14 protein-coding genes are annotated in these 19,186 nt (G+C 68.5%); 6 read left to right on the plus strand and 8 right to left on the minus strand.

Annotated features, from left to right (window positions below; genetic code table 11):
- Nucleotides 1–60 precede the first annotated feature (60 nt).
- The 6 genes from secA to mtrA all read right to left on the minus strand — a co-directional run bounded on the left by secA (nt 61) and on the right by mtrA (nt 9,271).
- The gene (gene secA / locus ACYVDK_RS12490; RefSeq protein ID WP_460522179.1) at nt 61–2,874 is read right to left on the minus strand and encodes a preprotein translocase subunit SecA; all 2,814 of its coding nucleotides are present in this window, start codon (nt 2,872–2,874) and stop codon (nt 61–63) included.
- A gap of 320 nt (nt 2,875–3,194) precedes the next feature.
- Nucleotides 3,195–3,896: a ribosome hibernation promotion factor gene (hpf, locus tag ACYVDK_RS12495; protein WP_460522181.1), complete on the minus strand. Its 702-nt coding sequence runs from the start codon at nt 3,894–3,896 to the stop codon at nt 3,195–3,197.
- 145 nt (nt 3,897–4,041) lie between these two features.
- The gene (locus ACYVDK_RS12500) at nt 4,042–4,782 is read right to left on the minus strand and encodes a ComF family protein (protein ID WP_460522183.1); all 741 of its coding nucleotides are present in this window, start codon (nt 4,780–4,782) and stop codon (nt 4,042–4,044) included.
- Nucleotides 4,783–5,044: 262 nt separating this feature from the next.
- Nucleotides 5,045–6,769: a GerMN domain-containing protein gene (locus ACYVDK_RS12505; protein WP_460522185.1), complete on the minus strand. Its 1,725-nt coding sequence runs from the start codon at nt 6,767–6,769 to the stop codon at nt 5,045–5,047.
- The gene (gene mtrB / locus ACYVDK_RS12510; RefSeq protein ID WP_460522187.1) at nt 6,766–8,565 is read right to left on the minus strand and encodes an MtrAB system histidine kinase MtrB; all 1,800 of its coding nucleotides are present in this window, start codon (nt 8,563–8,565) and stop codon (nt 6,766–6,768) included. Before mtrB ends, ACYVDK_RS12505 begins: the two co-directional genes overlap by 4 nt.
- Nucleotides 8,566–8,587: 22 nt before the next feature.
- On the minus strand, nt 8,588–9,271 hold the full coding sequence (gene mtrA / locus ACYVDK_RS12515; RefSeq protein ID WP_460522189.1) for an MtrAB system response regulator MtrA: 684 nt from the start codon (nt 9,269–9,271) through the stop codon (nt 8,588–8,590).
- Between the two features lie 202 nt (nt 9,272–9,473).
- Between mtrA and ACYVDK_RS12520 the strand changes: the two genes are divergently transcribed.
- From ACYVDK_RS12520 to ACYVDK_RS12540, 5 genes are all read left to right on the plus strand, one after another.
- On the plus strand, nt 9,474–10,814 hold the full coding sequence (locus ACYVDK_RS12520; RefSeq protein WP_460522191.1) for a hypothetical protein: 1,341 nt from the start codon (nt 9,474–9,476) through the stop codon (nt 10,812–10,814).
- Nucleotides 10,811–11,527 carry a DUF4129 domain-containing protein gene (locus ACYVDK_RS12525; protein WP_460522193.1) on the plus strand — a complete coding sequence of 239 codons (717 nt, stop codon included), beginning with the start codon at nt 10,811–10,813 and terminating at the stop codon, nt 11,525–11,527. Before ACYVDK_RS12520 ends, ACYVDK_RS12525 begins: the two co-directional genes overlap by 4 nt.
- Nucleotides 11,524–12,693: a DUF4350 domain-containing protein gene (locus ACYVDK_RS12530; protein WP_460522195.1), complete on the plus strand. Its 1,170-nt coding sequence runs from the start codon at nt 11,524–11,526 to the stop codon at nt 12,691–12,693. Before ACYVDK_RS12525 ends, ACYVDK_RS12530 begins: the two co-directional genes overlap by 4 nt.
- Before the next feature lie 152 nt (nt 12,694–12,845).
- Nucleotides 12,846–13,835 carry an AAA family ATPase gene (locus tag ACYVDK_RS12535; RefSeq protein ID WP_460522197.1) on the plus strand — a complete coding sequence of 330 codons (990 nt, stop codon included), beginning with the start codon at nt 12,846–12,848 and terminating at the stop codon, nt 13,833–13,835.
- Nucleotides 13,836–13,845: 10 nt separating this feature from the next.
- On the plus strand, nt 13,846–15,174 hold the full coding sequence (locus tag ACYVDK_RS12540; RefSeq protein WP_460522199.1) for a DUF58 domain-containing protein: 1,329 nt from the start codon (nt 13,846–13,848) through the stop codon (nt 15,172–15,174).
- Nucleotides 15,175–15,256: 82 nt separating this feature from the next.
- Here ACYVDK_RS12540 and katG read toward each other — a convergent pair whose 3' ends face one another.
- Complete coding sequence (katG, locus tag ACYVDK_RS12545; protein WP_460522201.1) at nt 15,257–17,542, minus strand: catalase/peroxidase; 2,286 nt, start codon at nt 17,540–17,542, stop codon at nt 15,257–15,259.
- 24 nt (nt 17,543–17,566) lie between these two features.
- A complete protein-coding gene (locus tag ACYVDK_RS12550) occupies nt 17,567–18,139 on the minus strand; it encodes a Fur family transcriptional regulator (RefSeq protein WP_460522203.1) in 573 nt (190 codons plus the stop codon).
- 230 nt (nt 18,140–18,369) lie between these two features.
- Between ACYVDK_RS12550 and ACYVDK_RS12555 the strand changes: the two genes are divergently transcribed.
- On the plus strand, nt 18,370–19,149 hold the full coding sequence (locus ACYVDK_RS12555) for an MIP/aquaporin family protein (protein ID WP_460522205.1): 780 nt from the start codon (nt 18,370–18,372) through the stop codon (nt 19,147–19,149).
- Nucleotides 19,150–19,186: the final 37 nt, after the last annotated feature.

Genomic DNA, 19,186 nt, shown 5'->3' on the forward strand with positions numbered 1-19,186 from the left:
GTCGGCCAGCGGCGGTACCGGGCACCCTGTCGGCCAGCGCCGGCACCGGCGCCCCGCCCGTCAGCGACGGCGGCGCTCCTGGGCGCGACGCTCAGCGCGGTTCATCGGCTCCGCCTCCGCCTCGGCGCGCTGACCGAACGCCCCACGTGAAGCGCTCTGCTGCTGTTGCTCGACGACAGCCTCGTCCTGAGCGGCGAGCTGGCGGCGACGAGCGCGCTCCGCACGCTCGGTGGCGGCCTGCTCCACCTGCCCCCGCTGGTTGCGCACCTCGACGCTTCCGTCGTCGCTCGGAGCCGAGTAGCTGAGACGCTGCTGCTCGTCAGCGGCAGGCGCCAGGCCCTTCGCCTCCACCTCGGTGACCTCGCCGGCTGCCTGCGTCACCTCGACCTCGAGATTGAACAGGAATCCGACCGACTCCTCGCGGATCGCACCCATCATCTGCTGATACATCGCGAAGCCCTCGCGCTGGTACTCCACGAGCGGGTCACGCTGCGCCATGGCGCGCAGGCCGATGCCGTCTTTCAGGTAGTCCATCTCGTAGAGATGGTCACGCCAGCGGCGGTCGATCACCGAGAGCACGACCCGGCGCTCGAGCTCGCGCATGGCCGGAGAGCCGAGCTGTTCCTCGCGGCCCCCGTAGGCGAGCCGGGCGTCCGAAAGCACCTCGCGCTTCATGTATTCGCGGTTGACCCTGCCCTTGTTGCCCACCTCGGCGATGACCTCGTCGATGGTGATCCCCACCGGGTAGAGCACCTTGAGGTCGGCCCACAGTGCGTCGAAGTCCCAGTCATCGGCGTTCGCGTCCGCCGTGTGCTGATCGATGACCTCGGTGATCACATCGTCGAGAAACTGCTGCACTCGCTCGTGCAGGTCGTCGCCCTCGAGGATGTGCCGGCGGTCGTTGTAGATCGCCTCGCGCTGGCGGTTGAGCACGTCGTCGTACTTCAGCACATTCTTGCGGATCTCGGCGTTGCGCGCCTCCACCTGTGCCTGGGCGGAGCGGATGGCGCGGCTCACCACCTTGGATTCGATCGCAAGATCGTCCGGCACGGTGCTGCGCCCCATCAGGTTCTCGGCGGCACCGGCGTTGAACAGCCGCATCAGGTCGTCGGTGAGCGAGAGGTAGAAGCGGCTCTCACCCGGGTCTCCCTGGCGCCCGGAACGTCCGCGCAGCTGGTTGTCGATGCGCCGGGACTCGTGCCGCTCGGTGCCCAGCACGTAGAGTCCGCCGACTTCGATGACCTTCTCGGCCTCTTCGGCCACAGTGGCCTTGACGCGCTCGAAGACGGCATCCCACTCCGCCTCGTACTCCTCCGGAGTCTCCACCGGGTTCAGGCCGCGGGCGTTCATCTCGGCGACCGCGATGAACTCGGCGTTGCCGCCGAGCATGATGTCGGTTCCGCGGCCGGCCATGTTCGTGGCCACCGTGACGGCGCCGAGCCGTCCGGCCTGAGCCACGATCGCGGCCTCACGGGCGTGGTTCTTCGCGTTCAGCACCTCGTGCCGCACGCCCTTCTTGGCCAGCAGGCGCGAGAGGTACTCGCTCTTCTCGACGCTCGTCGTACCGACGAGAACGGGCTGCCCCTCCTTGTTGCGCTCCTGGATGTCTTCGGCCACCTGGAGGAACTTGGCCTCCTCGTTCTTGTAGACGAGGTCGGACTGGTCCTTGCGGATCATCGGCTTGTTCGTCGGAATGACCACGACGCCGATCTTGTACGTCGACATGAACTCCGCCGCCTCGGTCTCGGCGGTACCGGTCATGCCGGAGAGCTTCTTGTAGAGACGGAAGTAGTTCTGCAGCGTCACCGTGGCGAGCGTCTGATTCTCCGCCTTGACCGGAACGCCCTCCTTCGCCTCGATGGCCTGGTGGATGCCTTCGTTGTAGCGCCGCCCGACCAGGATGCGGCCGGTGTGCTCGTCGACGATCAGCACCTCGTCGTTCATCACGACGTAGTCCTTGTCGCGCTTGAACAACGCGTTCGCCTTGATCGCGTTGTTGAGGAACGAGATCAAGGGCGTGTTGGCGGACTCGTAGAGGTTGTCGATGCCGAGGTAGTCCTCGACCTTCTCGATGCCCGGCTCGAGCACGCCGACCGTGCGCTTCTTCTCGTCGACCTCGTAGTCGGTCTCCGGCTGCAGCCGGGTGGCCAGCCTGGCGAACTCGTTGAACCACCGGTTGGCCTCACCGCTGGAGGGACCCGAGATGATGAGCGGGGTGCGCGCCTCGTCGATGAGGATCGAGTCCACCTCGTCGACGACGGCGAAGAAGTGGCCTCGCTGCACCATGTCGGATGCCTGCCAGGCCATGTTGTCGCGCAGGTAGTCGAATCCGAACTCGTTGTTCGTGCCGTATGTGATGTCGGCCAGGTATTGTTCGCGGCGCTCGTCGGGCGTCTGCCCGGCCAGGATCACACCGGTCGTCATGCCGAGGGCGCGAAATACGCGACCCATCAGCTCGCCCTGGTAGCTGGCCAGGTAGTCGTTGGTGGTGATGATGTGCACGCCGCGGCTGGCGATGGCATTGAGGTAGGCGGCGGTCGTGGCGACGAGCGTCTTTCCTTCACCCGTCTTCATCTCGGCGATGTTGCCGAGGTGCAATGCCGCCCCGCCCATGATCTGCACGTCGAAGTGCCGCATACCCAGAGTTCGCACCGCGGCCTCGCGCACCGCGGCGAACGCCTCCGGCAGCAGGTCGTCGAGCGACTCGCCGTTGCCGTACCGCTCGCGCAGCTCTGAAGTCTCGTTGCGCAGATCCTCGTCGGTGAGGGCTTGGAAGTCTTCTTCGAGCGCGTTCACAGCACGGGCGTATGCCTCGAGCCGCCTGAGCGTGCGGCCCTCGCCGACACGCAGCACCTTTTCGAGAACTGAGGCCACTGATGCGCTCCAAGTGTGTTCGCGGCGAATGCCGTTCGAGGCATCCGTCGTCCCGGGTTGACGGTGCCGTCCCGCCGGACGGCAACGCCACTCATGTTACCGGGCTGTGACCTCGCGATGCCGGATACCATCTGCACGGTCGCTGGAGGTTCGCCCCGACCCGACCGTGGGCGGATGCACGCAGACGCGGGTTGAGCTCGTCGAACCCCGTGTCTGCACGGGACGGGGTTCCTCATCCATGGTGCACGGCGGTCACGTCGCTGAATCGACGCGCCGGAGCCGGCACCAAGGCCCAAGCTCAACCCGCGGTGGTCGCGCGCCTACGCGCGACCCAGCTTGCGCGAGGCGGTGGCGACCTCCTGCAGCTCATCGGCGTTCTCGTCGAGTGCGATCACACCGTAGTCCCAGCCCTTGCGGCGGTACACCACGGAAGGGCGGCCCGACTCCTCTTCGATGAAGAGGTAGAAGTCGTGCCCGACCAACTCCATGTAGTAGAGCGCATCGTCGACCGACATGGGAACGGAGGCGAACACCTTCTTGCGGATGACAACGGGGCAGTACTCTTCGGCTTCCTCCGCCGCAGCAGCCTCCTCCACAACGGGGACGGAGCCGGTGCGCACCTGCTCGAGAACCGTGACCGGGGCGGGCGTGACATCCACTCGGCCGAGGCCGACCGTCGACGCCTCGCGCACCGATGGCGGCCTGTGCAGCCCACGGTGGATCTTGCGGCGGTCCTTGGCGCGTCGCACGCGCTCCAGCAGTCGTCCGATCGCCAGGTCGAACGCCGCGTACTTGTCGGCGGCTGTGGCCTCGGCGCGAACGACGGGTCCCGGGCCGACGAGCGTCAGTTCAACTCGATCGTCGCCGTTCTGACCTCCGGACTTCTCGTTGTGGCGGGAGATCTTGATCTCCAGCGAGAGCGCTCGCTCAGCGAGCGAGCCGACCTTGGCGGCTTTCTCCGTCGCATATTCGCGGAAGCGATCGGTGATGCCCACGCCGAGTCCGAAGATGTTGATTTCCATGGCGACCTCCTGCTTCCAGTGCGGCCGTCACCCGTACGTAAGGGGCGGCTGGACCGACACCTTTTTCCCTACCGTAGACCGGGCCCCTGCAGATGTCACGAGCCACTTCGCGGGTGTCCGCCATGCTCATGGATTCTGCCGACGATCAATCCGCCGGCGACCTCGGAAGGGCCCGCACGCTCTCGCGAGATGGGTGGCGACGCGGCGTCCTGGCCAGCACTGCGGCACCGATGACGTGGGCGCCGACGGATGCCAGTGCCCGCCTCGCCTCCAGCAGTGTCGCCCCTGTCGTGAGGATGTCGTCTACCAGCAAGACGCGACGACCCCTGACCCAGCCGCGCGGCTCGAGCCACGCGGAGCGATTCCGAAGGCGCGATTCCGCCGTCAGTCCCGACTGGTCTGCAGCCTGGCGTCTCGCCCGAAGCGCCGGCTCCGCCCGGAGCCCCGCGTGTGCCAGCAGCAGCCCGACCGGGGTGTAACCGCGAGCGCGGAACGCTGTCCGCGACGATGGAACCGTCACCAGGTGGAGCGCCTCCTGCACCTTCCCGTCAACGGGGTCTGCTCGCGCGCCGATCGACGGATCTGCGACATCCAGCGCGTTCGCGATCGCCGACGCGAGGGACGGCGCGAGGCGCGAACCGGCATCCGTTCGTCCGCCGTCCTTGTAGGCGGCGAGCGCGGAGCGAACGACGCCGTCGTAGTCGTGAGCGTAGGCCACGCGTAGGCCGTCGAGGTCGATGGCGCGCACGAGCGGACGCAGAGCCGCGTCGCACGCGTCGCAGAGGGAGCGGTCGTGCTCGCCGCAGCCCGCGCAGGTCGTGGGCGCCACGACGGCGAGTGCATCGAGCAGAGCGGGCCGCAGTCTGCCCGGGGTGTGCGTAAGCATCCCTCCACTGTGGGCCGGTGGAGACAGCGCGCACGGCCCATCGGCCATCGCTGTGGATTCCGCCTCACGGGATCCACCTGTACCCGGAGAGAGTGCCCGCCCCGCGTACGGACGCGGGCACGGACACGGAATTGCGGTCCCCTTCAGTCGCTTCGCCGTGGGCATAGGGAACAGATGGGACAGCAATTCGCCGGGCGAGGTGCCGAGCTGGAGGAGCTGCCGGAGGTGCCGAGCGGGCGGAGCCGCCGGGTCGCCAGGCCGGCTACTGCGGCTTGCCGAGCTGCTGCCCGATGAACTGCACGCCGTCTGCACGCTGCTGCCAACCGGTTCCACGCGGCCACTGCAGCGAGCCGCTGGAGGTGAGCACCCAGTAATACGGTGTGGAGCCCACCGGACCGATGCTGGCGCCGTTGCTCGGTCCGGGAGCCGGCTGCGAGGCACCACCGACCGCCTGCACGTCGATGGAGCTCTCGCCGCCGGGTCCGGTGGCCAGGGCACCGAGCGTCAGGTCGTCTAACCAGCTGAGGGAGGTCGCCGACCCGCCGGCCACCGGCCCCAGATCGATCGGGGTGGATACGCTCTCCGGCCGGCCGCTGGAGGTGCGCACCACACCGGCCACCATGATGTGGGTTCCCGAGTCGATGCGCACGAGTGCGGCCAGACGCGTGCCGTCGCGCGACATCGCGATCGCCACGAGCGAGCGGGCGTCCGGCCAGGTGGCCGTCAGCGTCACCGGTGCACCCGATGCGCCCAGCACCACGAATTCCGACGGCGATCCCGTCGTGGCGCTCCAGGCGTAGCCGTCCGGATCGAGCGTGGGAGCCACGAGGCCTGGCCTGGCGTCGAGCTCTATCGGATCATTCGCGTCGGCACGCACCACCCAGCCGGCGTTCGCACCCAGCACGACGGCCGTGCGGTGGTCGGCGGAGAGCGTTGCGGCACGCGGGGCGAGCTGTTCGACCTTGGGCGAGACATCCGGAATCTCCGTGACACCCGCGCCGGAGAGCAGCCCGAACTTGCCGCCGCGCAGCACGAGCGCGTTGGAATCCACCGCCGGGTTCTGAATGGGCTGCGGGGAGAGCACGTTCGACGCCGGTCGCTGCACACCCTCGATCGAGATGCGCACGTCGTTGATCCCGGCCACCGACGACAGCGACTGCGAGAGCTGGAGCTGCATGCGGGCGAGAGTGATGGCATCCACCGCTCCGGCCGTGCTGTTCAGGTCGACATCGGCCTCACCGCCGTTGACGGTGACAGAGTCGGAGGTGAGCTGCGATCCCTGCGGGAACGCGCTGACGTACGCGCCCGACAACCAGCTTGCCGGTCCCTGCACGAGCTCCTTGACCACGCGGGTCTGCAGCGAAGCCGGCGAGTTCGGGAACCACCGCTCGTCGGGCACGAGATAGGTGAGATCGGGACTGAAGAAGTAGAGAGCGTGCGGCGCGAACACGCTCGGGAACCGGGAGCTGTCGATGATGACCCCGTTCGGCGCCTTCGAGATTCGCCACTGCCCGTCGCTTTTGACGAAGGTGTACTGCTGCTGGATGCCGGTGGACGATTCGGCTCTGCTGTAGGTGCCGTCGGAGTCGACGAACGCCACAGGGGTGAGCGTGAGCATGATCTGGTTGCCGCCGGCCGGCTCGTAGTCGCGGTCGGAGCCGGTGTCCACCGTGACGGAGGCGTCGGCGTTCCACCTGCTGCGGAAGTTCGTCGCGAGAAAGTCACGGGCCACCTGGTAGTCGTTCTGCGGCGACACCTGCGCCTGAATGAATCCCTTCAGGATTTCGTCCTGTGTCGCCCCTGGCTGCGGACCGCTGGGGAGGAAGTCGACCTGGCCCAGCCCGTCGTTCTGCACGCTGATCGGGCCGACCTCTTTCACGGCGCTGGTGCGCGGTATCTGCGCGCACCCGGCGATGAGTGCGAGCACGGCCATCGCGACGACGGATGCCCGCAGCCCGCGACTGCGCTTCGCCCTGTCGGCTCTCATGCTTTCGCCGCCCCCTCGCGCCCGTTTCCTCGTCCGTCGCGCCCGGTTCCGCGAGCGTCCTGCTTGCGGCCGTCACCGCGCCACCAGGCGTTCCGCCGGTCACGACCGGCTCCCCGCCCGTTTCCCCGGGTTCCAGACGCTCCGTTCCCTGTGTCGTCGTCGTGCTGGGCGCCGATCAGCTCGTGACCGATGGGCCGGTCCTCGGCGTCGCGCGGGGCATCCGAGGGTGCGAGCGGGATCGGAGACGACGCGATCGGTTCGCCGGGCACGCGAGGAACGGTGAGGCGGAAGTTGGACCCCTCGTGGGGGCTGGACCAGACATCCAGCCATCCGTCGTGCTTCGCCGCGTCTTCGAGCGAGATGGCCAGTCCCAGCCCCGTTCCGCCTATGGTGCGCTTGCGCGACGGGTCGGCGCGCCAGAACCGATCGAACACGTGCGCGACCTCGCGCTCGGTCATGCCGAGGCCATAGTCGCGAACCGAGAGCGCAAGGGCGGATTGGTTGCTGTCGACGGTCACGACGATCTGTTTACCCTCACCGTGCTCGATGGCGTTGCCGAGAAGGTTGCGCAGCACGCGGCGAACGCGTCTCGGGTCCATCTCCACCTCGAAGTAGCCGCCCGGCGCATCCAGACGCACCTCGGAACCGTTCGTCACGGCGAGGGGCCGCATGTCTTCGACGGTGTCTTCGGCAAGGCGCACCAGGTTGGTGGGCTCCAGTTCGAGCACCACGGATCCCGCGTCGTACCTGCTGATCTCCAGCAGGTCGGAAAGAAGCCGGTCGAATCGCTCCACCTGCGCGTGCAGCAACTCCGCAGTGCGGGCGGTCGCCGGCGGGAAGTCCTCGCGCTGGTCGTAGATGACGTCGCCCGCCAGGCGGATGGTGGTGAGCGGAGTACGCAGCTCGTGCGAGACGTCGCTGACGAAGCGCTGCTGCAGCTGCGAGAGCGTCGCGAGCTGGGTGATCTGCCGTTGCAGGGCGTCCGCCATGCCGTTGAACGAGCGGGCCAGTGTCGCGAACGCGTCTTCGTTGGCGATCGGCATGCGCACCTCGAGGTCACCGTCGGCGAGGCGCTGACTGGTCTGCGCGGCGACTCTGATCGGGGTGACGATGAGGCGAACCACCAGGTAGGTGATGCCCGCGATGAGCAGCAGCAGCACGAGGCCGACGATGAGCAGGGTGTGCTGGACGAAGAGCAGAGTCTGCTCCGAGTCGGAGAGGTCGTAGCCGATGTACAGTTCGTAGCGGCCCGCGGTAGGCAGCTGCAGCTGTGATCCGACCACGATTCCGGGGTCTGTGGATCCGTTGGACGATGGCAGTGCGACGGACTGGGCGAACACCGAGTGCGGCGCCGATTGCACCGCCTTGCTCAGGTCCTTGGTGATCACGTCACGACCGGAGCCGAACGTGGAAACGCCGACCGGCGCTGCGGCGTCGATGCCCTGGCCGGGAACGCGGAAGGATGCGACGAGACCGCTCGTCGTCGAGTTCTTGATGTCGCCGAACACCTGGAGGAACAGGTTGTCGATGGCCTCGGGATCGGTGGCGTCGGACGCATCGAGCTTCTTCTGCGCCTCGGTCGTCGCGCGGGCCGAGTCGTGATAGGCCTGCTCGAGACGCGATTGATAGAGGCCGTTGCCCACGATGAAGGAGACGAGGAACCCGGCGACGAGTACGGCGGCTCCGGTCAGCGCCACGGTGAGCAGCACTGTGCGGAACTGCAGCGAGGTGCGCCACACGTGTGCAAAGCGGGCAGGCCACTCCCGCCACCGCCGCCAGTCGACGCCGAAGAGCATCAGGTGCTCGCTCGGTCGTCTGTCACGGGGTGGCGCCGGCGCGGTAGCCGACGCCGCGAACGGTCATGACGATCTTGGGGTTGTCGGGGTCTTCCTCCACCTTCGCCCGCAGCCGCTGCACGTGCACGTTCACGAGCCGGGTGTCGGCCTTGTAGTGGTAGCCCCACACCTGCTCGAGCAGCATCTCGCGAGTGAACACCTGCTGTGGCTTCGAGGCGAGTGCGATCAGCAGATCGAACTCCAGCGGGGTGAGATTGATGCGCGAGTCTCCCCTGCGCACCTCGTGCGCGGCCACATCGATCTCGATGTCGCCGACGCGCAGGGTGTCGTCTGCGGGAGTGGCGGCATAAGGCCGCAGCCTGGTGCGGATGCGCGCCACCAGCTCCTTCGGGTTGAACGGCTTCACCATGTAATCGTCGGCACCCGACTCCAGGCCTTTGACCACGTCGGCCGTGTCGGACTTGGCCGTGAGCATGATGATCGGCACCCCGGATTCGGATCGGATGTGCGAGCACACCTCGATGCCGTCCATTCCGGGCAGCATGAGGTCGAGCAGGATGAGATCGGGTTTGGTCGCATGGAAGCTGTCGATCGCGATGGCGCCGTCGGCGCAGAAGCTCGGCTCGAAGCCCTCGGTGCGCAACACGATGCCGATCATCTCGGCCAAGGCGGTGTCGTCGTCGACCACCAGGATTTTCGCGTTCATGCCAGTCAGGGGTCCTGATTCCTCTTGTGTGCTCGCGGTAGGCGACCACGCGGGCGAGACCATGGCACAAGAGTAGTCGACACGGTGCAGCGGTTCGCCGGAGCTCGCATCGGGTCCCCGGGTTCGAGTCCGTCGCCCCTGTTCGGGCGTTGTGCCAGGATGATGGGATTCCAGCATCGACTTCGGCGACAGGTAATCAGCGGTGAGCGACTCCCACGACCCGGTTGCGCCCGATGCGGACGATCAGGGGCCGCGGGTGCACGGCGAATCGCAGCCCGCGTGGACAGCGCCCGCCTCATGGGCACCTCCGGTGGTGCCCCCGGCATATCCACAGCCGCCCGAGTGGCGGCAGCCCGGTTGGCAACAGCCGACGTGGCAGCAACAGGGCTGGCCGGAGCAGGGCTGGCCGGAGCAGGGCTGGCAGCAGAGCGCGTGGCAACAGCCCGCGTGGCAACAGAGCGGCTGGGATCAGCAAGGTCGGCAGCAAGTCGGATCTGCCGCCTGGACGCCCCCGCCGAAGCCCGGACTGTTCCCGCTGCGTCCCCTCCCGTTCGGAACGTTGTTCGGAACCCCGTTCAGGGTTCTGCGGCACAATCCGCGAGCGACCGTGGGCGGCGCGCTCATCGTGCAGCTCATCTCCACGTTCGCGACGGTGCTCGTCGTGGGGCTTACGGCGTTCTTCGCCATCCTGCGGATCTCGACGACCGATCAGAGCTCTCCCTCCGACGTGCAGCTCGTCACCGCCGGAAGCATCGCGATGCTGATCGCAGCCCTGCTGGTCTCCGTGGTGATCTCGCTGATCGGCACGGCGCTGGTGCAGGGGCTGGTGGCATCCGAGGTGTCGCGGGGAGCGCTCGGCGAAAGGCTGACCCTGCGTGCGCTGTGGCGGGCGACCCGAGGTCGCCGGTGGCGCCTGATCGGCTGGACGGTGCTGCTCGCGGCGGCGGTGACGGCATCCTTCGCGCTCGTCGCCGCGGCGGCCGTCGCATCCGCCGCGGCAGGCGGCTGGCTGGCGACGGTGCTCTTCGTCGTGTTCGCCCTGTGCGGGCTCGCCGCGGTCTGGATCTGGATCGGAACCAAGACGGCGCTGACCCCGAGCGTCATCGTGATCGAGAAGGCGACAGTTTTCGCCGCTGTCGCCCGCTCCTGGCGGCTCACCCAGCGATCGTTCTGGCGCACCTTCGGCACACTCGCCCTGGTCGCCGTCGTGTGCGCGGTCGCCAGCTCGGTCGTCACCATTCCGCTGCAGACCATCTACTACATCGTGATCTCGGTGATCAGCCCGACCGGGTCGATCCAGGCGGGGAACGCGATAGTCGTGACCGTCGTCTACTACGTGATCTCGCTGATCATCGGAACGCTCATCGGCTCGGTCACCGCCGTGGTCGAGGCCGCGACCGCGACGACCGTGTACCTCGATCTGCGGATGCGCCGCGAGGGGCTCGACGCTGATCTGCGCCGGGTGGTCGACGAGCGCGCTGCAGGCATCCAGGATGCCGGCGACCCGTTCTCGACGCCCGTGTGGGCCGCAGCCCGGCCGTGATCGACGCCATCATGCAGTTCGTGCCGGCCGCGGTGCTGGTACGGCTTGCGGATGCTCCACCGCTGAACCCGGACGGACCCACCGCACAGCAGTGGCTGCGGCGCGAGCTGGCGAAGCCGGAATACCAGGCCGCGAAGCCGACCTGGTTCGATCGACTGGCCCAGCAGATCGCGGAGTGGTTCAACTCGCTCGGATCGAACGTGAGCGGCAACGCGGGCTGGATTCTCGCCGGCATCGGCATCGCCGTCATCGCGGCGCTCCTGGTCGGCGCGTTCGTCGTGTTCGGGCTTCCGCGGCTGCGGCGGCGAACGACTGCTCCCATCGGGTTCGATGAGGATGACGGCCGCAGCATCGCCGACCTGCGCAGGGATGCGGCCGTGGCGGCGAACGGCGGCGGTTACGAGGCGGCGGTGCGCGACCTTTTCCGTGCCATCGCGCGCTCCCTCGGCGAACGCACCATCGTGCTGCTGCTACCGGGGACCACCGCACAGGAGCTCGCCGTCGAAGCCTCGCGCGCGCTGCCCTCGTACGCTGAGCGGCTGCACGGCGCCTCGATGCTCTTCGACGGCGTGCGGTACCTGGGCCGGCGGGCCCGCGCCGAGGACTACAACACGCTCGTCGCGCTGGACCACGACCTCGCCAGGGCCGCCCCGGGGCTCACCGCCCCCATGGGTTCGGGCCGGTCGGCCGAAGCACCTGGGGCCCGACGATGACGACCACGGCGCTCTCGCGCACACCACGGCAGAGCCTGAAACGGGCGCGCGGCTGGATCGTCCTCGTCGCCATCCTCGTGATCGGTGCCGGGATCGCGGCGGTGGTTCAACTCTCACTGGCGTCGACGTCGACGGACCCGATGGGCGCCTCGAACCCTGCACAGCAGGGTGGCCAGGCGCTCGCCCGGGTACTGGCCGAGCAGGGCGTGGACGTGCGCCCGGCGGGCTCGCTCGCCGCGGCGCGACAGGCGGCGTCCGGCAGGGGCGACACCACGGTGCTGCTCTCGGATCCGAACGACATCCTGGATGCCTCCCAGCTGCGCTCCGTGCTCGCACTCGGCTCCGACCTGGTCGCCATCGACCCCGGATACCAGCAGCTGACGACGATGGCGCCGGGCGCGTCGCCTGCGGGCGAACGGGCATCCGTCTCGAGTTCGCCCCATTGTTCCGTCGCGGCGGCGCAGAACGCCGGATCGGTCTCGGGCGTTCGCGCGGCGTTTCGCGCAACGGGCGCTGCGGTGGGATGCTTCCCCGTCGGCGCCGGGGCATCCGCCGTCGTGCAGACCAGCACTGCAGGCACCACGGTCAGCGTCGTCGGCGCCGGGCTGTTCGACAATGAGGGCATCGCGCGGTCCGGAAACGCGGCGCTCGCGATCGGGCTGCTCGGCCAGCACCACACTCTGGTCTGGTACCTGCCCTCCGAGGCGGACGCCGGCGCCGCCGGGCCACCGACCCTCGCGGAGTTGACGCCCGGCTGGCTGACTCCGGCGATCGTGCTGCTCATCGCGGTGACGGTCGGCGCCGCCATCTGGCGCGGGCGGCGCTTCGGCCCGCTGGTGATGGAGAACCTGCCCGTGGTGGTGCGCGCGGGCGAGACCGTTCAGGGGCGGGCGCGGCTCTATCGCACGGCATCCGCCCGCACACACGCTCTCGATTCGTTGCGCGTCGGTGCGCTGCGCCGCATCGCGTCCCTGTGCGCACTGCCGCGGAGCGCGCACGCCGACCAGGTCGCGGCATCCGCCGCAGCGCTCACCGGATGGCCCGCCGAACAGGTGCGCGACGTGCTGCTCGACGGGCGCCCCGAGACGGACTCCGCCGCCCTCGACTACGCGACACGCCTGGCCGACCTCGAGCAGGCGGTGCGCGCTGCGGTCCGCGCGGCCTGAGCCAACGTCTCACCGCCGTCTCATCCCCCGTTCAGGTCGCGAACTGCGCCCTTATCGAGCTCCACAGGGGCCCATTTCGCGACGTGAATGCGTTCTGACATCCGCGGCTAGGCTCACAACGGAAACGCCCGACCATCGTGAGAGAGACACGGATGACCGATCCGACCATTATCAGCGCCGACACCGCGGCAGGCGGCGAGACGCGAACCGCGTTCGCCGCTGTGCGCACTCAGGTGGCGAAGGCGGTCGTCGGGCAGGACGACGCGGTCACGGGTCTGCTCGTAGCGCTCCTCACCGGCGGACACGTGTTGCTGGAGGGCGTGCCCGGCGTCGCGAAGACGCTCCTGGTGCGCGCGCTCGCCGCATCGCTGTCGCTCGACATGAAGCGGGTGCAGTTCACGCCCGATCTGATGCCGGGCGATGTGACCGGGTCGGTGGTGTACGACGCGAAGTCGGCCGCCTTCGCCTTCCGGCACGGGCCGGTCTTCACGAACATCCTGCTCGCCGACGAGATCAACCGAACACCGCCGAAGACACAGGCGGCCCTGCTGGAGGCCATGGAGGAGCGCCAGGTCAGCGCCGACGGAGAGACCATGCCGCTGCCCGACCCCTTTCTGGTGGCCGCGACCCAGAATCCCATCGAGTATGAAGGCACGTACACGCTTCCCGAGGCCCAGCTCGACCGGTTCCTGCTCAAGGTCGTGCTCGAGATGCCCGATCGCGACGCCGAGTTCGAGGTGCTTCGACGGCACTCGGCCGGGTTCGACCCCCGCGCGCTGGCGGCCGCGGGCATCCGCTCCGTCGCAGACGCCGACGGCGTGCTTCGGGCGCGTGCCGACGTGCGCCGCGTGGAGGCCGGGGCCGACGTGCTGGCCTACATCGTCGATCTGGCCAGGGCGACGAGGCGGAGCCCTTCGGTACGGCTCGGCGTGAGCCCGCGCGGCGCCACGGCACTGCTGGCCGCAGCGAAGGCGTACGCCTGGCTGAGCGGATACGCCGGTGTCACCCCCGACCACGTTCAGGCGATGGCGCCCGCCGCGTGGCGGCACCGCATGCAGCTGCAGCCGGAGGCTGAGCTGGAGGGCGTGACGACCGACGGCATCCTGCGCTCCGTGCTGCAGCAGGTGCAGGTTCCGCTGTAAGGCGAAACAGATGGCCATCACCGGGCGCTTCGTCGCCCTTCTCGTCGTGGGACTCGTTCCCGTCGTATTGCTCGGTGCGAGCGCACCAGGCGCATACCTCGCGCTCGCGTGCTGGCTGGTGTTCTGCTGCATGCTGGGCGCGATCGACCTGGCGGCTGCATCCTCCCCCCGCCGCGTGCTCCTTGCCAGGATGCTGCCGGCCGGTGTGCGGCTCGGCGAGACCGTGGTGGCGCAGCTGCTGGTGACGAACCTGGGTTCGCGGCGACTGCACGGCAGGCTGCGCGACGGTTGGGATCCGTCGGCGGGTGCATCGCCCACGCGACTGGGCCTGGATGTTCCGCCTGGCGAACGACGGATGCTCACCCTCGCCCTCACCCCGCACAGGCGCGGCACACGCCGTGCGGCGTTCGTCGCGATCCGTGCCGCCGGCCCACTGGGGCTGTGGTCGCGGCAGGCCACGCTCGCCTCACCCGCTGAGCTGCGCGTGCTGCCGCCGTTCCATTCGCGCAGGCACCTCGCCTCCCGCATCGCGCGGCTGCGCGAACTCGAGGGGGCGACGCCTGTCATGGTGCGCGGTGAGGGCACGGAATTCGACTCGCTGCGCGAGTACGTGGCAGGCGATGATGTTCGGTCGATCGACTGGCGTGCCACGGCGCGCACGCCGACCGCAGCCCGGGCCGGCTCCGGCATCATGGTGCGCACGTGGCGTCCTGAACGCGACAGGCGCATCGTGATCGTGATCGACACGGGGCGGGCCTCGGCCGCCCGCATAGCGGACGAGCCCCGGCTCGACACGGCCTTCGAGTGCGCGCTGCTGCTGGCCGCTCTCGCCGATCGTGGCGGCGACCGCGTCGACGTGGTCGCTTTCGACCGCCGAGTGCGGGCGCGCGTGATGGGCGCCAAGGGTGCGCCGCTGCTCTCCCGGCTGGTGACCGCGCTGGCCGATGTGCAGCCGGAGCTGATCGAGACCGATTGGTCCGCCGTGCCGGCTCAGGTGCGCGCGATCACGCACCGGCATGCGCTCGTCGTGCTGCTCACGGATGCCTCGGCGCCCGGCTCCTCCTCGGGCCTCCTCGCCGCCCTCCCGCAACTCACCGCAACGCACACCGTTGTGGTGGCATCCGCGCGCGATCCGCGAGTGGCGGAGCTCGCCGCTGAGCGCGACGGCGTCGAGTCGTTCTACGGCGCTGCCGCCGCCGAACGCGCGCTGCTCGACACGGCGCGCGTGGCGGAGGCGGTCCGCCTCAGCGGAGCGGACGCCATCAGCGCACCACCTACCGAGCTGCCGCCCGCTCTGGCCGACCGGTATCTGCAGCTGAAGGCATCCGGCCGCCTCTGATCGTGCGCCTTCACGGGTTCACGCGGATCGCCTGCGCAGGCATCCTCTCGAGTGTCTGCGCAGGCGATCCTTCGACTGCGCCCTATCGCTCCAGGTCGAAGCGATCGAGCTCTGCGACCTTGGCCCACGCCGCGACGAAGTCGTTCACGAACTTCTCGGCCGCGTCGTCTGCCGCGTACACCTCGGCGACGGCACGCAGCTCGGAGTTCGAGCCGAACACGAGGTCGGCGCGGGTGCCCGTCCATCTCCGCTCACCGGTGGCCAGGTCGCTGCCTGCGAAGGCGTGCGATCCCGGATCGATCGACGCCCACTCGGTGCCCATGTCGAGAACGTTGACGAAGAAGTCGTTCGTGAGCACGCCGGGGCGATCGGTGAACACTCCCAGGTTCGATCCGTCCCAGTTGGCGCCGAGGGCGCGCAAGCCGCCGACGAGCACCGTCATCTCCGGTGCCGTCAGGTTCAGCAGGCTCGCCTTGTCGACGAGCAGCGCCTCCGCCGGCAGGTCGGATGCCGCCGCCAGCGGACCGACGTAGTTGCGGAATCCGTCTGCGATCGGTTCGAGATAGGCGAAGGAGTCGACATCGGTCTGCTCGGGCGTGGCGTCAGTGCGACCGGCGCTGAACGGCACGACGATGTCGAATCCGGCATCCTTCGCGGCCTTCTCGACCCCCGCGTTTCCCGCAAGCACGATGAGGTCGGCCAGCGAGACCCGTTTGCCGTCCGCGTCGTGCGCATGCTCGAAGTGCTCCTTCACGCTGCGCAGCGCCGTCAGCACCGTGGCGGAGCGCTCGGGGTTGTTGGCCTCCCAGTCCTTCTGCGGTGCAAGGGCGAGGCGTGCGCCGTTCGCGCCGCCGCGCTTGTCGCTGTTGCGGTAGGAGGCTGCAGAGGCCCACGCCGTCGCGACGAGCTGCGACACCGTCAGACCGGAGGCGAGGACCTCGGCCTTCAGCGCCGCCGCATCCGCCGCATCGATCAGCACATGGTCGAGCGCCGGAACCGGGTCCTGCCAGATGAGCTCCTCCTTCGGCGCCAGCTTGCCGAGATACCGGCTCGATGGTCCGAGATCGCGGTGCGTGAGCTTGAACCAGGCGCGGGCGAACGCGTCGGCGAAGGCCTCAGGATCATCCTTGAACCTCTTCGAGATCGGCCCGTAGACCGGGTCGAACCGCAGCGACAGGTCGCTGGTGAGCATGCGCGGCTCACGACGCTTCGACGGGTCGTGCGCCATCGGAACCATGTCTGCCCCTGCGCCGCCCTTCGGGCGCCACTGCTTGACGCCCGCGCCGCTCTCCATGAGCTCCCACTCGTACGCATACAGAATGTGGAAGAACTCGTTGTCCCAGCGGGTGGGGTGATACGTCCAGGTGACTTCCGGACCGCCCGCGGTCTGGTCGTCGCCCATGCCGGTGCCGTAGGCGTTCTTCCAGCCGATGCCCATCTGCTCCATCGGGGCGTCTTCGGGCGCGGGGCCGACCAGATCGGCCGGCCCTGCGCCGTGCGTCTTGCCGAACGTGTGGCCACCGCCGATCAGAGCGACGGTCTCCTCGTCGTTCATCGCCATGCGCTGGAACGTCTCGCGGATGTCGCCTGCGAGTTCGAGCGGGTCCGGGTTGCCCCCGACGCCCTCCGGGTTGACGTAGATCAGGCCCATCTGAACCGCGGCCAGGGGAGTCTCCAACTCACGTTTCCGGCCGGCCTCGTAGCGTTTGTCGTCGGCGAGCCACGTGTTCTCCGAACCCCAGTACACGTCGTCGTCCGGTTCCCACGAGTCCACTCGCCCACCTGCGAAGCCGAAGGTGGCGAACCCCATCTGCTCGAGGGCGACATTGCCGGCGAAGATCATGAGATCGGCCCACGAGATCTGCTTGCCCCACTTCTTCTTGACCGGCCACAGAATTCGACGGGGCTTGTCGAGGCCCGCGTTGTCGGGCCAGCTGTTCAGCGGCGCGAAACGCTGCTGACCGCTGTTGCCGCCGCCGCGGCCGTCGGTGACCCGATAGGTGCCTGCACTGTGCCAGGCCATCCGGATCGCCGAGGGACCATAGTTCCCGAAGTCGGCCGGCCACCAGTCCTGGCGACTGGTCAAGACCTCTTCGATGTCTTTGCGCAGTTCGTCGAGGTCGACGTTCTCGAAGTTGGCACGGTAGTCGAAGTCCTTGTCGAGCGGGTTGGTCTCTGCACTGTCCTTCGCGAGGATGCGCAGGTTCAGCCGGCTCGGCCACCAATTGCGTGCACTTGATCCGCCTGCGCGGCTCACACCGTGCGCGACAGGGCATGTCGCCTCATCCGCCGCTATGGTCTGCTCCTCGCGCGTGGGGGCGTCGATGACTCCCTCCGGCTCCTCGATGACGTTGTCGGTCATATTCATCCCTTCTCCGTGATGATGGACATCTCAGTCAGCGGTTGCGGCTGTGTCTGTGCCTGCGGCTGTGCCTGTGCCTGCGGCTGTGCCTGTGCCTGTGCCTGCGGCTGTGCCTGTGCCTGCGGCTGTGCCTGTGCCTGCGGCTGCGGCTGCGGCTGCGGCTGCGGCTGCGGCACAGTCGGCGCACATCCCCCAGAACGTGACCTCGGCCTGCTGCACGAGGAAACCGTGGTCATCCGACGGCGCCAGGCACGGGGCCTCGCCGGTCACGCAATCGACGTCTTCGACCCGACCGCACACCTGGCAGACGAGGTGGTGGTGGTTGTCACCGACACGCACCTCATACCGGGCCAGCGAGCCGGCGGGCTGGATGCGCCGCACGAGCCCGGCTTCGGTCAGGGTGCGCAGACCGTCGTAGACGGCCTGGTGCGACACGTTCGGCAGCTGGGAGCGGGCAGCGATGAGGATCGTCTCGGTGTCCCCGTGCGGATGCGATTCCACGGCCCTGAAGACGGCGACACGCGGTTCGGTCACGCGCAGCCCCAACGAGTGCAGGGCACTTTCGAGCGCTTCGTACACGTCAGGATCGACTGGTGAGGACATCATCGCCTCCGCGTTGTTTTGATTGATTCAGGATAACACTCGGACTCAGTCGGACTGGTCGACCGATCGGCCCGGCCCTGGCTCCCGGTCGCGAATTCCAACAGGTGTGCAACATGCGGCCGAATCGACGCGACCGAACCTGGGAAACCCCTTAGCGTCGCTGTAGGCGCCGGGACGCATGTCCTCGTGCAGAGTCTGCCCGGCATATCGATCCGCAAAGGAAAGTGAACATGTCTGAGTCAACTCCCGCGGCGGCCTCACCGGAGGCAGCCGTCTCACCGTCCATGGGCGCCCGCCTCGCGGCCGAAGCCTTCGGGACGTTCCTGCTGGTCTTCTCCGTGGTCGGCACCGCGATCTTCGCCGCAGGCTTCGAACAGGGCAAAGGCGGGCTGAACGTCGGATTCCTCGGCGTCTCGATCGCACTCGGCCTCTCCGTCGTGGTCGGCGCCTACGCATTCGGGCCCATCTCCGGCGGCCACTTCAACCCGGCCGTCACGCTCGGCATGGCCGCCGCGAAGCGCCTGCCGTGGCGCGACGTGATCGGCTACCTCATCGCCCAGTTCGTCGGTGGCATCGTGGCATCCAGCATCATCCTCTGGATCCTCGCAGGAGCCAAGGGCGCCAAAGGCGACTTCCTGACCGTGCAGTTCAAGGGCGCCTCCACCGGCTACGGCGTGCTGTCCCCCGGCGGCTACGGGTTCTGGTCGGTGTTCATCATCGAGATCGTGACGACCGCGTTCTTCCTGTACGTGATCATCGGCACGACCCACGTGCGCGCGGCCGCCGGCTTCGCACCCCTTGCCATCGGCCTCACGCTGACCTTGGTCGCGCTGATCGCCATTCCGGTGTCGAACGGTTCGTTCAACCCGGCACGTGCGCTGTCCACCGCGATCTACGGCGGGCCGGATGCCATCGGTCAGGTGTGGGTCACGATCGTCGCGCCCATCATCGGCGCCCTGATCGCCGGATTCACGTTCAAGCCGCTGTTCGACGGCCTGCTGAAGCGCTGACGAACTCCGGCGGCGCATCCAGACTGCACGCCCGCCC

This window comes from Humibacter antri (assembly GCF_054777235.1).